This window comes from Pseudomonas sp. P5_109 (genome assembly GCF_034009455.1).
Lineage (GTDB): Bacteria > Pseudomonadota > Gammaproteobacteria > Pseudomonadales > Pseudomonadaceae > Aquipseudomonas.
The window spans coordinates 2,617,501-2,632,563 of record NZ_CP125380.1 but is presented as its reverse complement, the minus strand read 5'-3'; the positions used below and the strand labels follow the sequence as shown (position 1 = coordinate 2,632,563).

At 60.2% G+C, this 15,063-nt stretch carries 11 protein-coding genes, 2 rRNA genes and 1 pseudogene (1 of these 14 only partly in view); 8 read left to right on the top strand and 6 right to left on the bottom strand.

The window, feature by feature from the left end:
• Positions 1-243: 243 nt before the first annotated feature.
• Positions 244-3,048 carry an ATP-binding protein gene (locus QMK54_RS11985; RefSeq protein ID WP_320402558.1) on the top strand — a complete coding sequence of 935 codons (2,805 nt, stop codon included), beginning with the start codon at positions 244-246 and terminating at the stop codon, positions 3,046-3,048.
• On the opposite strand, the gene QMK54_RS11980 is transcribed toward QMK54_RS11985, so the two are convergent.
• On the bottom strand, positions 3,013-4,497 hold the full coding sequence (locus tag QMK54_RS11980; RefSeq protein WP_320402557.1) for an ATP-binding protein: 1,485 nt from the start codon (positions 4,495-4,497) through the stop codon (positions 3,013-3,015). The two genes, QMK54_RS11985 and QMK54_RS11980, sit on opposite strands and share 36 nt — an antisense overlap.
• 162 nt (positions 4,498-4,659) lie before the next feature.
• The gene (locus QMK54_RS11975; protein ID WP_223595746.1) at positions 4,660-5,610 is read right to left on the bottom strand and encodes a GlxA family transcriptional regulator; all 951 of its coding nucleotides are present in this window, start codon (positions 5,608-5,610) and stop codon (positions 4,660-4,662) included.
• A gap of 300 nt (positions 5,611-5,910) precedes the next feature.
• On the opposite strand from QMK54_RS11975, the gene QMK54_RS11970 reads away from it, so the two are divergent.
• Positions 5,911-6,633 carry a pirin family protein gene (locus QMK54_RS11970; protein ID WP_320402556.1) on the top strand — a complete coding sequence of 241 codons (723 nt, stop codon included), beginning with the start codon at positions 5,911-5,913 and terminating at the stop codon, positions 6,631-6,633.
• Between the two features lie 117 nt (positions 6,634-6,750).
• On the opposite strand, the pseudogene QMK54_RS11965 reads toward QMK54_RS11970, so the two are convergent.
• A pseudogene (locus tag QMK54_RS11965) lies at positions 6,751-6,882 on the bottom strand (LysR family transcriptional regulator); the annotation flags it as partial.
• A gap of 78 nt (positions 6,883-6,960) precedes the next feature.
• Between QMK54_RS11965 and QMK54_RS11960 the strand changes: the two are divergent.
• Positions 6,961-7,917, top strand: a complete 957-nt coding sequence (locus QMK54_RS11960) for an alpha/beta hydrolase (RefSeq protein ID WP_320402555.1) — start codon at positions 6,961-6,963, stop codon at positions 7,915-7,917.
• Here the strand turns inward: QMK54_RS11960 and QMK54_RS11955 are convergent.
• Complete coding sequence (locus QMK54_RS11955) at positions 7,896-8,948, bottom strand: AraC family transcriptional regulator (RefSeq protein WP_320402554.1); 1,053 nt, start codon at positions 8,946-8,948, stop codon at positions 7,896-7,898. The genes QMK54_RS11960 and QMK54_RS11955 overlap by 22 nt on opposite strands.
• A gap of 163 nt (positions 8,949-9,111) precedes the next feature.
• Here QMK54_RS11955 and QMK54_RS11950 point away from each other — a divergent pair, with 163 nt between their 5' ends.
• From QMK54_RS11950 to QMK54_RS11930, 5 genes are all read left to right on the top strand, one after another.
• Positions 9,112-9,963: a 3-hydroxybutyryl-CoA dehydrogenase gene (locus QMK54_RS11950; RefSeq protein WP_110661242.1), complete on the top strand. Its 852-nt coding sequence runs from the start codon at positions 9,112-9,114 to the stop codon at positions 9,961-9,963.
• The gene (locus tag QMK54_RS11945; RefSeq protein ID WP_110661243.1) at positions 9,950-10,609 is read left to right on the top strand and encodes a TetR/AcrR family transcriptional regulator; all 660 of its coding nucleotides are present in this window, start codon (positions 9,950-9,952) and stop codon (positions 10,607-10,609) included. Before QMK54_RS11950 ends, QMK54_RS11945 begins: the two co-directional genes overlap by 14 nt.
• A gap of 89 nt (positions 10,610-10,698) precedes the next feature.
• Entirely contained in the window at positions 10,699-11,112 is a 414-nt protein-coding gene (locus tag QMK54_RS11940; protein WP_320402553.1) for a VOC family protein, read from the top strand.
• A 134-nt stretch (positions 11,113-11,246) separates the two neighbouring features.
• Positions 11,247-11,675 carry a hypothetical protein gene (locus QMK54_RS11935; protein WP_320402552.1) on the top strand — a complete coding sequence of 143 codons (429 nt, stop codon included), beginning with the start codon at positions 11,247-11,249 and terminating at the stop codon, positions 11,673-11,675.
• A 51-nt stretch (positions 11,676-11,726) separates the two neighbouring features.
• The gene (locus QMK54_RS11930; RefSeq protein WP_241511461.1) at positions 11,727-12,479 is read left to right on the top strand and encodes a hypothetical protein; all 753 of its coding nucleotides are present in this window, start codon (positions 11,727-11,729) and stop codon (positions 12,477-12,479) included.
• A gap of 223 nt (positions 12,480-12,702) precedes the next feature.
• Here QMK54_RS11930 and rrf read toward each other — a convergent pair.
• Positions 12,703-12,818, bottom strand: a 5S ribosomal RNA gene (rrf, locus tag QMK54_RS11925).
• A 157-nt stretch (positions 12,819-12,975) separates the two neighbouring features.
• Positions 12,976-15,063, bottom strand: a 23S ribosomal RNA gene (locus QMK54_RS11920); it runs 804 nt beyond the window's last position.

Genomic DNA, 15,063 nt, shown 5'->3' with positions numbered 1-15,063 from the left:
GTTTTGGCGCAGACTGGACGCGCGACGAGTTAAACGTTGTTAATTTTCCATGGCGCGCAAAAAAACCCGGCAACCGTTGTCCATCTGTCGCGCCCAATGATCCCGGGACCGACAGCCGCTGGCCGATACGCTAGAGTCTATGCCTGCCCCATCGGTCACCCGCGCGGCGCATTGCGCTGGGTAAAAAACCTGAGGAATATGCTCGAAAACCGCGAACCAGACGGATGCAGCAGGAGCGACGCATTGACCCTTCCCAGCGAACTGGCTGTGCATTTCGGCCCCTACCGGGTCTACCCCGGACAACGTCTGGTGATGGAGGCCGAGCAGCCCTTGCGCCTGGGCCGGCGCGCCATGGACATCCTGTTGATCCTGCTGGAACACGCCGGCAACGTGGTCAGCAAGCAACAATTGATCGCCCGCGTCTGGCCCAACAGCGTAGTCGAAGACATCAACCTGCGGGTACACATGGCCGCGTTGCGCAAGGCGCTCGGCGATGGCCAGGCCGGACAGCGTTACATCGTCACCGTGGCCCAGCGCGGCTACAGCTTTGTCGCGCCTTACTCGCTGGAGCAGACCGAGCCACAACCCGTGCCCGCGCCGCCTCGACCGAGCCGGCATAACCTGCCCGTGCGCCGCACCCGCATGATCGGCCGGCAGACGCTGGTCGACAGCCTGGTGACGCAACTGCCTCGCCAGCGCTTCATCACCCTCGTCGGCCCCGGCGGCATCGGCAAGACCACCGTGGCCCTGCGGGTCGCCGAACAGCTGATCGGCCACTACCGGGACGGCATTCGCCTGCTGGACCTGGCCCCGATCAACTGCCCGCTGATGATCAACGGTCATCTGGCGACGCTACTCGAACTCGCCCTGCACGACGACGCCCCCCTGAGCGGGCTTGCGGACGCTCTGCGCGAGCGCCACATGCTGCTGGTCATCGACAACTGCGAGCACCTGGTCGACGCCATCGCCCAGCTCAGCGAACAGATTCTGCGCAGTGCACCGCACGTGCACATCCTCGCCACCAGCCGCGAGAGCCTGCGGGCCGAAGGGGAATTCGTCCAGCGCCTGGAGTCACTCGATTGCCCGCCGCCCATCGCCGTCCTCGACCGCGCCCAGGCCATGACCTTTTCCGCCCTGCAACTGTTCGTCGAACGGGCCATGGCCAGCCACGACAGCTTTGAATTGACGGAGGCTGAACTGCCGCTGCTGATAGAGATTTGCCACCGCTTGGACGGCATTCCACTGGCCATCGAACTGGCGGCGGCGCAGGTGGGTATCTTTGGCCTGCACGGCTTGCTGGAGCAGTTGCAAAGCAGCTTCCGGGTGCTGAACCAGCCCAGCCAGACGCCCCTGGCACGCCATCAGACCTTGCGCGCAACGCTGGACTGGAGCTTCGAACTGCTCAATGCCTGTGAAAAGACCTGCCTGCGCCGACTGAGTGTGTTTCGCGGTGGCTTTACCCTGGAGTCGGCAGCGGCCGTGATTGTCGGCGAGCACATTGAACCCCGCGAGGTGTTCGGCTCGATCACCCAGTTGGTCGCCAAGTCCCTGTTGAATGTGGAGGTGGGCGACGACAATGTTTACTACCGCTTGCTCGACACCACCCGCACCTACGCCCTGGAAAAACTTGTGCAAACCACCGACCTGCCCGGCACGCGGGAACGGCATGCCGAGCGCTGCCTGGCACTGATGCAACAGGCACAGGACGACTGGGAGAAAACGCCGACCGGCCTGTGGATCGAGCGCTATGGCCGGGCACTCGAAGATATCCGTGCAGCCCTCGATTGGGGTTTGCACGCCCAAGGGCCGCAGGCACTGGCGATACGCCTGGCCGCGACGTCCACGCCCCTGTGGCAGGAGCTGTCACTGCTCAAGGAGCATGGCGGTTATGTGCGCAAGGCGCTGGCCTTGCTCGACCAGTCACTCGAGCCATGCCCGCGCTTGCAGATGGCCCTCAAGCTGGCCCTGGGCAGTGCCTGTTACCACGCTCAGGGTGGTAGCGCCGAAACCGTTGGCGCCTTTGTCAGCGCCAGGGCCCTGGGCAGGCAACTTGATGACGTGGCCGGTCAGCTGCGGGCGATTTCCGGGCACCTGGCGGTCAATCTGAGCTGCGGGCATTACCAGATGGCCCTTGAGCAGAGCCGGCAATTCGATCAACTGGGGCTGCATGACGACGCCCTGATGTCCTTGAGCATGCATCGATTGCGGGTGCTCGCCCTGCACTTCTCCGGCGACCAGCATCAGGCTGGGGAGCATGCCGAACAAGTGCTGCAACGCATGGCGCAGAGCGGCCATCTCAACCGTTTCACCCATGGCTTCGGCGTGCAATACGACCAGAGTGTCGCGGCGCTGACCATCCACGCGCGTATCCTCTGGCTGCAGGGCCAACCGGAACAGGCCTGGCGTTCAGCCCGGCAGGCGCTGGACATCGCGTTGCAGATCAACCACGGCACGTCGATCTGCTACACCCTGGCGCTCGCCGGCTGCCTGATCGCCCACTACAACGGCGACACCCGCAGCGCCCGCGAACTCCTGCGCCTGCTGCTGCAACAGGCGCAGAAACACTCGGTGCCACTGTTCCATGACTGGGCGCGACATTACGCGCAGGTGATCGGCGGCACCGATGTTCAGCCAACCGGCCGGCCAAGTGTCGGCTTGATCAAAGACATCATGGTCACGCTGGATTCGACCTGCGTCGACGACGCTTTGCTCGAACGCGCGCAAAACGGTGCGGCGGGCTGGAACACGGCGGAGATACTGCGGGCCAGGGCCAAGGCATTGCTGGCAACCGATTGCCCGGCCAAGGCCGCGACGGCCGAAACCGAGCTGCTCAAGGCCCTCGCTGTGGCCAAGGCCCAGGGCGCCCTGGCCTGGGAGCTGCGCAGCGCCACCTCGCTGGCGCAATTGTGGCAGCGCCAGGGCCGCCACCAACGCGCGCATGAACTGCTGGCACCGCTCTACCGGCGCTTCACCGAAGGTTTTGCCACGCCTGACCTGATGGCGGTTCGCCGGCTACTCGACGAGCTGCAATGCCACCTGCCCGCTTGATGGCCAGCGTGTCTGGCTGACATACCCGGCATAACGCATTTCGAAGGCGCGCAAATCACCGCTGAGTTCGAGTTTTTCCAGGGCGTAGGTGCGGGTGGTGTTGAGGAAGCGGTAACGGGTCACTCCACCGCTCTGCTCCATGGACAGCAGCGACTTCAATGCCAGGCTTTCCAGTAGCTTGATCAGGTCGGCGACGGGCAGCGCGTCGCAACTGATCACGGCAATCGCGGCGTCCTGGGTAAACGCCATCTTGAACACCGCCAGGCGCTGCAACACGGTTTGTTCCAATGCCGTCAACCGTTCGTAGCTCCAGTCCAGCGCAGCCTTGAGCGTCTGATGTCGGGGAACGGCCGTGCGGCGGCCCTGGGACAGCAACTCAAAACAGTTGTCGAGCTGGGCCTGCACCCCGACCAGCGCCAATGCATCGATCTGCGCCGCCGCCAGTTCAATCGCCAACGGCAGGCCATCGAGGCGCCGACAGATTTCCCGTACGACCTTGAGGTCTTGCTCGCGCAGGGCAAAACCTTGCTGACGGGCCCGGGCACGGCTGACGAACAACTGCACCGCCGAATAGCCCATGACCTCGGCGACGCTGCGCAGCGCTGACGCCGGCGGCACCGCCAGCGGTGGCAGACGCGATACGGTTTCGCCCGCGGCCTTGAGCGGCTCGCGGCTGGTGGCGAGGATCGACAGCCGGGGCATCGACTGCAGCAGTGTCTCGACCAACGTCTGGCAGCGCTCGAGCAGGTGCTCACAGTTGTCCAGGACCAACAAGGCGTGGCGCTGCGACAGCCCCTCCAGCGTGGTGCCAACCTTCAGTCCAAGGGTGCGTGTGAGGTGATCGGTCACTTGCGCCGGGTCATCGATCGCCGCCAGGTCCACCAGCCACACGCCGTGCCGATAGTGCTGCAACAACAGTTCGGCCACGCGCAAGGCCACGGTGGTCTTGCCGATCCCGCAAGGCCCGACCAGGGTCATGAATCGCCGTACCGGCAACTGCCGCACCAGACTGCCGACGATGGCATCGCGCCCGGTGATCGGCGTGAGCCGCGCCGGCAGGTTGTGCAGGAGCTTTTGTACGGTCTCGCTGGGGAAATAGCCGGGCTGCGGCAAGTGTTGCACCGGTGCGACAAAACTGTAGCCGCGCTGGGGAATGTTGACGATGTAGCACTGGCCGTTCTGCCCGTCGCCCAAGGCACGGCGCAAGGCGGCAATGTGAACCCGCAGGTTGATTTCCTCGACCACGGAGCGCGGCCAGACCTGCGCAATCAACTTTTCCTTGCTGACGACCGACCCCGCGTGCTCGACCAGTACCTGCAACACATCAAGGGCACGGCCGCCCAGGCGCAGTGGCCGATCGCCCTCCAGTACCAGTCGCTGACCGAGGTGGAAGGCATAGGGACCAAATCGCAGCACCGCTTCGCTGTTTACATCTTTGAGGCTGTTCATGCGCTGTCACCCGCTGGAAGCCTGGCTCGGTACGCGAGTCCATCCCAGGCTCCGCACCTTCCTTGCAATGAGTTCACCGGTATCTTGGCAGGCCACTGTGATCGTACAACTGTCGCGGGGGGAGCGTCACGGCCATTGCGGTGCGCAAAACGGACACACGCCCTAGCTGAACTGCTCGCGGTATTGAGTCGGGGTCAGGCGCAGTTTTTCACTGAACAGAAAACGCATGTGCCGCACGCTGCCGAAGCCGCTTTTGAACGCCACGGTCTTGAGCGGCAACTCGGTGGTTTCCAGCAGGTTCCTCGCGCAATCGATGCGCGCGCTTTGCAGAAACTCCATCGGCGTCATGTTCACTTCCCGGGCGAACACCCTGGCGAAGTGACGAGGGCTCATGTTGGCCAGGCTCGCCATGCGCTCGATCCCGTAGGTTTCATCGAGGTGTTCGAGCACATGGTTCTGCACCCGGGTAATCGCCGTTTCATGAGGCGCCACTGCTGCCATCAGCGGGCTGAACTGCGCCTGTCCGCCCTGGCGTTTCATCACCACCAGCAACACCTTGGCCACGTCCTGGGCGACTTTCTTGCCGTGGTCCCGGGCCACCACCGACAACGCCAGGTCGATCCCGGCGGTGACGCCGCCGGAGGTGATCAGGTTGCGGTCCTGGACAAAGATCTGATCGGTCTCGACGGTCGCTTTTGGAAAGCCCTTGATCAGCCGCTCGGTGTAGTGCCAGTGGGTGGTGACGCGATAGCCATCGAGCAAACCCGCATGCCCCAGCACGAACGCCCCGGTGCAGATCGAACCATAACCGGCGGACCGGCTGACGTTGTGCCGGAGCCAGTCGAGCAGCGGTGGATGCTTTTCGTTGTAGGCACCCGGACCACCAGGCACCAGCAGCAAATCAAAACCTTCGCAGGCCTGATCGATGTGCCGGTCGGCGTGCACGCTCACCCCGTTGGATGCGCGCAGTGCACCAGGCTCGGTGCCGATGGTCGACAGCACATAGTGATCGTCGGGTTTCAGATAACGATTGGCAATGGAAAACACTTCCATGGGCCCGGCCATGTCGAGCAGGAGAAAGTCGGGAAACAGCACCATTGCCACGGTTTTCATGGATTGGAATTCACTGGATTAATAAAGTCGGTGCCCTGTGGGAGCGGGCTTACTCGCGAATGCGGTGGGTCAGTCAACATCCATGCTGACTGCCAGGCCGCCTTCGCGAGCAAGCCCGCTCCCACAGAAGGCGTACCGTGCATCAGGGCCGAAGATCGAAACAGAATAGCTGATTCGCGTTCATAAACTGTCAACTTTAAAGAGACAGTATTTCAATTTCCACCTACTTATTGCACAAGCCAGTAAACATTAACCTTCTCCTCACTCGGACGAATTCACGTCCTGAAAGGAGATTTCATCATGCTGACACTTCGCAAAGCCTCGGATCGTGGCCTGGCCAATCACGGCTGGTTGAAGTCGTTCCATACATTTTCCTTCGCCAACTATCGCAACCCGAAAGAGCAGGGTTTTTCCGACCTGTTGGTGATCAACGACGACCGCGTCGCCGCCGGTAAAGGCTTCGGCCAGCACCCGCACCGCGACATGGAGATTTTCTCCTACGTGCTTGAAGGTGGCCTGGAACACAAGGACACCCTGGGCACCGGTTCGGTGATCCGCCCCGGCGACGTACAACTGATGAGCGCAGGCAGCGGCGTGGCCCACAGTGAGTTCAATCACTCCAGCACCCGGCCGGTGCACTTTCTGCAAATCTGGATCGTGCCCGAGGTCAGCGGCGCCAAACCGCGTTATCAGCAGGAGCACTTCAGTACCCAGAAGAAACGCGGGCGCCTGCAACTGATCATCTCGCCGGATGGTGCCAAGGGATCGCTCAAGGTGCGTCAGGATGCACGGGTGTATGCCGGCCTGATCGACGGCAAGGAAAGCGCCACCCTGGAGCTCGCCGCCAACCGCTACGCCTATGTACATGTAGCCCGGGGCAGCGTCGAACTCAACGGAGTGTTGTTGCAGGAAGGCGACGGTGTGCGGGTTCGTGATGAGCAGGCGCTGACCTTGAGCAACGGCGTGGATGCTGAAGTGCTGGTGTTCGATTTGCGCCCACAGGAACTGCCGGAAATGCCATAACCCCCTTTGTGGGAGCGGGCTTGCTCGCGAAAGCGTCGTGTCATTCAACTGTAATGTCGTCTGACACTCCGCCTTCGCGAGCAAGCCCGCTCCCACAGGTTCTAGTGCCACCTGCGATTATTCGCCGGTCCCGGCGAACCCCGCGACAATCTCATCGATCACCGCCCGGACCCTGGCCGTATGCCGCTAGTCCGCGTAGGTCACCAGCCAGATGTCATAGGGCATCGGCCGCATGCGCTCCGGCCACAGCAACGACGGTCGGAAAACTCTCCTGATGTACGGGCTCATCTGGTAAAACCCGTGCTTCACATTCTGTTGGACCGTCCGATGCCTGCTCCCCTTCTCGCTCACTTGCGCCGACGCTGGCTGTCGTTGCTGTGCATGGCCGTGCTGGTTGTCGGCTTGCCGGTGAGCTGTGGGGCGCTCAAATACAAAGAGCGCGAGTTGCTGTTCCGCATCGAGCCAGGCACGGCGAGTTGGTATCGCGGCTTGCCGCAGGACGTTCAGGCGTTCGATATCAAGTCTGCCAGCTTCAAGGCCGGACAAAACCTGCATGCCTGGTGGTGGCCGGCGGCCCGCCGCGATGCGCCGTCGATCCTTTACCTGCACGGCGTGCGCTGGAACCTCACGGGCCAGGCATTTCGCATCGAGCAATTACGGGCCATGGGCTATTCGGTGCTGGCCATCGACTACCGCGGCTTCGGCCAGAGCAAAGGAGATTTGCCCTCGGAAGCCAGTGTTTATGAAGACGCACGCGTCGCCTGGGAGCGTTTCACCGCGATGCAACCGGACGCCAACAAGCGTCTGATCTACGGGCATTCGCTGGGGAGTGCAGTGGCCATCGACCTCGCGGCGGACCTGGCCGCACAGGCGAAACAACAACACCTTCCCTTGCCGGTACGCGGTCTGGTCATCGAGTCCTCCTTCACCTCGCTGGGTGATGCGGTCGCGGAAGTGGCCAACAACAGCCTGCCGGTGAACGGGCTGCCGGTGCGCTGGCTGTTGTCGCAGAAGTTCGACTCCATCGACAAGATCGTCGACATCGACATGCCGCTGCTGGTGGTGCACGGCCTGGCCGACCCGTTCATGCCTTCACGATTCAGCCAGCAACTGTTCAATGCCGCCCATGAACCCAAGCGCCTGCTCCTGATACCCGGCGGTACTCATAACAACAGCATGAGCCTGGGTGGAAACCAGTACCGCCAGGCCCTCGATGGCTTGCTCAAGGCAAGCTCCCGTCAGGCGGCCGGACCGGCGGTGGTTCAGGGCTCGCGGGACTCCTGAAGGCTGGCGATGCCTGCGCCCTGCTCTCCCTGATAGCGGGCTCGATAGCGCCCCGGACTTTCCCCGGTCCACTTCTTGAACGCCCGATGAAAGGCGCTGGGCTCCTGGAACCCCAATTGCTCGGCGATATCGCTGATGCTCGCGTCGCTCTGACGCAATTGCTCAAAGGCCACGCCCCGGCGTACCTCGTCCTTGATCTCCTGGTAGGAGCAACCTTCACGCTCCAGTTTGCGGCGGAAGGTGCTGGGGCTCAGGTGCTGTTCCAGGGCAAAGGCCTGCAAGGTCGGCCACTCGCTGTAATGACTGCCGCGCAAGCGCTGATGAACCTGTGCCGCCAGGCCATGCTGGTTACGGAAGCGGATCACCAGCCATTGCGGCGCGGTACGCAAAAACACTTTCAGCGACGCCAGATCCTGCACCACGGGCAGGCGCAAGTAGTGGCTGGCAAATTCGATTTCGGTGCGCCCGGCACCGAAGGTGAGGTTGGGGCCCCAGAGCAGGCGGTCGTCGCCGAGCGACAGGCGTGAATGGCGGAAGTCCGCGCGGTCAATGGGAATGCGCCGCCCGCCCAGCCAGCAGAGCAGACTGATCATCAACACCAGGAAGGTTTCTTCACCAAACCGACTGGCATCGTTATCCGTCGAACGGGTTTCCAGGCTGATGACCGCACGCTTGCCACGCACGGCCAGCGAGCCGCGAAAGTCGCGCAAGAACAAGCCGAAGTTGACCAGGCACTGACGCATGGCCTTGTGCAGATCGGGCTCCTGAATCAAGGCGCGGCAAATCAGGGCAAAACTGCCCGGCGGCATGCCATGGGAATCGAGCCCGAAAAACTCGTCGTCGAGCTCGCGGATCTGAATCAGCCACAGCGCCGCAAACGCATTCGCCGGCACCCGCGCCGTGGGTTGGTGCATGACCGCCGGATCAATGCCTGCCTGTTCGAGCACTGCCGTCACGCGCTGCGGATCATCCTTCAGCCCGTGGATCATTGCCTGCACGAAATAGGCGGCAACCGAGTCCTTTTCCCGCATTGGTACGCTTCTCTCTCATCACCCGAATGGCAAAAAACATCAGTGCCGTTGAACAGTTTTGGCATAGGACAACCGCCCTGCCGGCTCTAGACTCGCGGCAATAGTACGCCTTCGGCCGCATTCGCGGCCAAGGTATCGCAGGGTTTGATCGAAGGATGGGAAGATGAATCTGCAAAACATCGGGGTGATCGGTGCGGGCACCATGGGCAACGGCATCGCACAAGTCTGCGCCATGGCCGGTTTCAACGTGACCTTGCTCGACATTTCCGAAAGCGCTTTGCAAAAAGCCGTCGCAACGGTCGGTAAAAACCTCGACCGGCAGGTCGCCAAGGAAACCCTGACGCCGCAGCAGAAACAGGCCACCCTCGACAAAATTCGTACCAGCACCGATTACAGCAGCTTGCGGGACGTGCAATTGGTGATCGAAGCGGCGACTGAAAACCTCGAGCTGAAACTGCGAGTGCTGCAACAGATCGCCGCGCAAGTCAGCAGCGAATGCGTCATTGCCTCCAATACCTCGTCGCTGTCGATCACCCAGCTCGCCGCCAGTGTCAGCCAGCCTGAGCGCTTCATCGGCCTGCATTTCTTCAACCCGGTGCCGGTGATGGGCCTGATCGAAGTCATCCGCGGCCTGCAAACCAGTGACGCGACCCACAAGCTGGCGCTGGACATGGCGACAACCCTCGGCAAAACCGCGATCACCGCCGGTAACCGCCCGGGCTTCGTGGTCAACCGGATCCTGGTGCCGATGATCAACGAAGCGATCCTGGTGTTCCAGGAAGGCCTGGCCAGCGCCGAAGACATCGACGCCGGCATGCGCCTGGGCTGCAATCAGCCGATCGGCCCGTTGGCCCTGGCGGACCTGATTGGCCTGGACACCCTGTTGTCGATCCTCGAAGCCTTCTATGACGGCTTCAACGACAGCAAATATCGCCCGGCGCCGTTGCTCAAGGAAATGGTCGCCGCCGGTTACCTGGGGCGCAAGACGGGGCGCGGCTTCCATGCCTATGCCTGAGCGTTGCTCGCGCTTTGCCGAGTATCGGGACAAGGTCCTGGAGCTGTTTGCCTGCAAGGGGTTCGGCCAGGTCGGCATGCGTGAGCTCGCGACGTGCCTGGGGCTCTCTCCAGGCTCGCTGTATCACCATTACCCGAGCAAACAGCATCTGCTGCTCGACCTGATCGAGGAGTTTTACGAAGAGTTGCTGGCCACCCTCGGGCGCATCCAGCAAAAAGCCCCGGGCAAACGCGACAAACTCAACAGCCTGATCCGCGCCCATCTGAACCTGCATCGGGAGATGCCCTGGCATTTCCGTCTGGTGGAGCGCGACAGCGGTTGCCTGAACGAAGAGCAACAGGCTCGGGTCCGGCAATTGCGCGAGCAATACGAACGCACGTTGCTGAAGATGCTGGGCGCCAAGAGCCGTTTCAGCGAGCAAGGCCTGCTGGCGGCCGGGCATGCCATCGGCGCCCTGCTCAACAGCGCTCCCAGCTGGCTCACGCCCCATGTGCTGGACGAGCAGGAACATGATGATCTGCTCGAAAGCATGGTCAGCGGCGCCATTGAACGTGTGCTGGCGCCACGCCGCGTGCCGGAAGCGATAAGCCTGGCGCGGCCTATCGAAAAAACATCTAAAGAAACACAAGCTCCGATAAAGATTTAGCGCTTTGCTTATCGGCTCGACACAATCGGAATTCGCCGAAAAAACCGGCGTCCAAACCGATGTATGTACTTGAGCACCTGGAGCCGAGCATGAAAATCAATCCCTACCTTATCTTCAATGGCGACTGCAAAGCGGCCTTCACCTTCTATGCGCAGTGCCTGCAGGGCCAGATCGAAGCCATGTTGACCTTCGGCGAAACACCGGCCGGTGAGCATATCCCCAAGGATCTGCACAACCTGATCATCCATACCCGCCTGATCGTGGGCGATCAGGCGATCATGGGGTCGGACACCACGCCGGATCGCCCCGTCGATAAAATGAGTGCCTGCTCGATTTCACTTAACGTCGACAGCATTGCCGAGGCCGAACGGGTCTTCAAGGCACTGGCAGAGGACGGCGACGTGCAGATGCCGCTGGAGACCACGTTCTGGGCAGCGCGCTTCGGCATGCTGGTCGACCGTTTTGGCGTGTCGTGGATGGTCAATTGCGAAAAGGATCAGTGAACGGCCCTTGTCCACCATCATGAAGGCACAAAAAAGCCCAACCTGAAAAGGTTGGGCATTCTGGCAACTCCCGGTCTGTCTGCTACCGTCAACTAGCCACATGGATAGCAACGGACCCGAGGAGGAAATCCACTATGCCGGCCCATGACCTGTCCTGGTCGATCCGCTTCAAACTCTTGCTACTGGCAGGTGGACTGATCACCAGCCTGCTGACCCTTGGCGGTTGCGCCAGTGTCGATGCACAGACCACCGCCTATGTCGGTGTAGAACACCCCGCACCGACATCGCCCGACGAGGTCGTCGTCCTGCGCTCCGAGCCTCTGCGTCCACATGTGCGCCTGGGTGAAGTGTTGATCGACGCCACCGTCGACCCTGCCCCGCCAATTACCGAAGTCGAACAGAAGCTGCGGGAAGAATCCGCCAAACTCGGCGGTGATGCCGTGGTGGTCGTCTATGACCACATTCAGGCGGTGGGTGCCTATGCCAGCGGACCGCTGTGGGCTCGCGACGTAACGACGATCGAGGGACGCAAACTCAAAGGCATCGTGATCAAGTACAAGTAGTTCCCCCCTACGCCCCGAGGACACCGTCAACGGAGGTCGAACTTGAATGATGTGGTGATCGCTCTCATCGTGTTTGCCTGCCTGTTCAGCAGCGCACTACTGGGCTCATGCGTGAGGGAGCGATTGCCGAGTCATCATCTGAGCGACGACTCCGTGGCGGTGGTGAAACTGGCCACCGGTCTCATCGCAACGATGTCGGCGCTGGTCCTCGGTCTGCTTGTTTCCTCTGCCAAAGGCACCTTTGATACGGCCAATGCCGAACTGGAGGGGGCTGCTGCGAAAGTGGTTCAATTCGACCGCGTGCTGGCCCGCTATGGGCCAGACACCCAGGGCATCCGTACCGAGCTCAAGCACAACTACGCCGAAGTCACCAACGTGCTCGCTTCCCGCGATCAACGTCAGATTGCAAAACTCGATAGCCCCGAAGTCATCCATCGCTCCGAAGGTCTGCAACGCCAGGTCGAATCACTTTCGCCGGGCAACGATGATCAGCGCTCGCTCAAGGCCGAGGCATTGCAAGACATGGACACGGTTTTTGCCACCCGCTGGCTGACGCTGCTGCAAGCCAATCAATCGATCCCGCCGGTGATGCTGGTGATTCTGGTGACGTGGCTGGCGATTATCTTCGGTTCGTTCGGCCTGTTTGCACCCCGCAACGGCACCATTGTCGTCGTGTTGTTGATGTGCGCCCTGTCGACGGGGGCAACCATCTTGCTGGTGGAGGAACTCAATCGGCCGCTTGATGGTTTTATCTGTGTGTCGCTCGACCCCTTGGAGCACACGCTGGAGCGGCTGGGTCAGTAATTTCACTTTTCTGCGGACAAAAACAAAACCCCTACCTGCATCTGTAGGAGCGAGCATGCTCGCGATGGTCGTCAACGATGACGCTGGCTGCCTGAGGCCCCGTGGTGTCCTGGCGTTTTTCGCGAGCAGGCTCGCTCCTACAGGATTGCGGCGAGCCAGGTTGTTATGCGGCGCAAAAACAAAACCCCTACCTGCATACGCAGATAGGGGTTTCGGAATTTAATCTTGACGATGACCTACTCTCACATGGGGAAACCCCACACTACCATCGGCGATGCATCGTTTCACTGCTGAGTTCGGGATGGGATCAGGTGGTTCCAACGCTCTATGGTCGTCAAGAAATTCGGGTACTGAGTCGTGGCCAGTTGGCCGCGCTTCAGCAAATTGGGTATGTGATAGCTTCGGTGTTTTGTGAGCATTTCGAACTTTCGGTTCTTTCGTCTTCACACACCGCAATCTGATGCTCTTTCGAGTAGTCAAATTGCTTGGGTGTTATATGGTCAAGCCTCACGGGCAATTAGTATTGGTTAGCTCAACGCCTCACAGCGCTTACACACCCAACCTATCAACGTCGTAGTCTTCGACGGCCCTTCAGGGGACTCAAGGTCCCAGTGAGATCTCATCTTGAGGCAAGTTTCCCGCTTAGATGCTTTCAGCGGTTATCTTTTCCGAACATAGCTACCCGGCAATGCCACTGGCGTGACAACCGGAACACCAGAGGTTCGTCCACTCCGGTCCTCTCGTACTAGGAGCAGCCCCTCTCAAATCTCAAACGTCCACGGCAGATAGGGACCGAACTGTCTCACGACGTTCTAAACCCAGCTCGCGTACCACTTTAAATGGCGAACAGCCATACCCTTGGGACCGGCTTCAGCCCCAGGATGTGATGAGCCGACATCGAGGTGCCAAACACCGCCGTCGATATGAACTCTTGGGCGGTATCAGCCTGTTATCCCCGGAGTACCTTTTATCCGTTGAGCGATGGCCCTTCCATACAGAACCACCGGATCACTAAGACCTACTTTCGTACCTGCTCGACGTGTCTGTCTCGCAGTCAAGCGCGCTTTTGCCTTTATACTCTACGACCGATTTCCGACCGGTCTGAGCGCACCTTCGTACTCCTCCGTTACTCTTTAGGAGGAGACCGCCCCAGTCAAACTACCCACCATACACTGTCCTCGATCCGGATAACGGACCTGAGTTAGAACCTCAAAGTTGCCAGGGTGGTATTTCAAGGTTGGCTCCACGCGAACTGGCGTCCACGCTTCAAAGCCTCCCACCTATCCTACACAAGCAAATTCAAAGTCCAGTGCAAAGCTATAGTAAAGGTTCACGGGGTCTTTCCGTCTAGCCGCGGATACACTGCATCTTCACAGCGATTTCAATTTCACTGAGTCTCGGGTGGAGACAGCGCCGCCATCGTTACGCCATTCGTGCAGGTCGGAACTTACCCGACAAGGAATTTCGCTACCTTAGGACCGTTATAGTTACGGCCGCCGTTTACCGGGGCTTCGATCAAGAGCTTCGCGTTAGCTAACCCCATCAATTAACCTTCCGGCACCGGGCAGGCGTCACACCCTATACGTCCACTTTCGTGTTTGCAGAGTGCTGTGTTTTTAATAAACAGTCGCAGCGGCCTGGTATCTTCGACCGGCGTGGGCTTACGCAGTAAATGCTTCACCCTCACCGGCGCACCTTCTCCCGAAGTTACGGTGCCATTTTGCCTAGTTCCTTCACCCGAGTTCTCTCAAGCGCCTTGGTATTCTCTACCCAACCACCTGTGTCGGTTTGGGGTACGGTTCCTGGTTACCTGAAGCTTAGAAGCTTTTCTTGGAAGCATGGCATCAACCACTTCGTGTTCTAAAAGAACACTCGTCATCAGCTCTCGGCCTTAGAATCCCGGATTTACCTAAGATTCCAGCCTACCACCTTAAACTTGGACAACCAACGCCAAGCTGGCCTAGCCTTCTCCGTCCCTCCATCGCAATAACCAGAAGTACAGGAATATTAACCTGTTTTCCATCGACTACGCTTTTCAGCCTCGCCTTAGGGACCGACTAACCCTGCGTCGATTAACGTTGCGCAGGAAACCTTGGTCTTTCGGCGTGGGTGTTTTTCACACCCATTGTCGTTACTCATGTCAGCATTCGCACTTCTGATACCTCCAGCAAGCTTCTCAACTCACCTTCACAGGCTTACAGAACGCTCCTCTACCGCATCACCTAAGTGATACCCGTAGCTTCGGTGTATGGTTTGAGCCCCGTTACATCTTCCGCGCAGGCCGACTCGACTAGTGAGCTATTACGCTTTCTTTAAAGGGTGGCTGCTTCTAAGCCAACCTCCTAGCTGTCTAAGCCTTCCCACATCGTTTCCCACTTAACCATAACTTTGGGACCTTAGCTGACGGTCTGGGTTGTTTCCCTTTTCACGACGGACGTTAGCACCCGCCGTGTGTCTCCCATGCTCGGCACTTGTAGGTATTCGGAGTTTGCATCGGTTTGGTAAGTCGGGATGACCCCCTAGCCGAAACAGTGCTCTACCCCCTACAGTGATACATGAGGCGCTACCTAAATAGCTTTCGAGG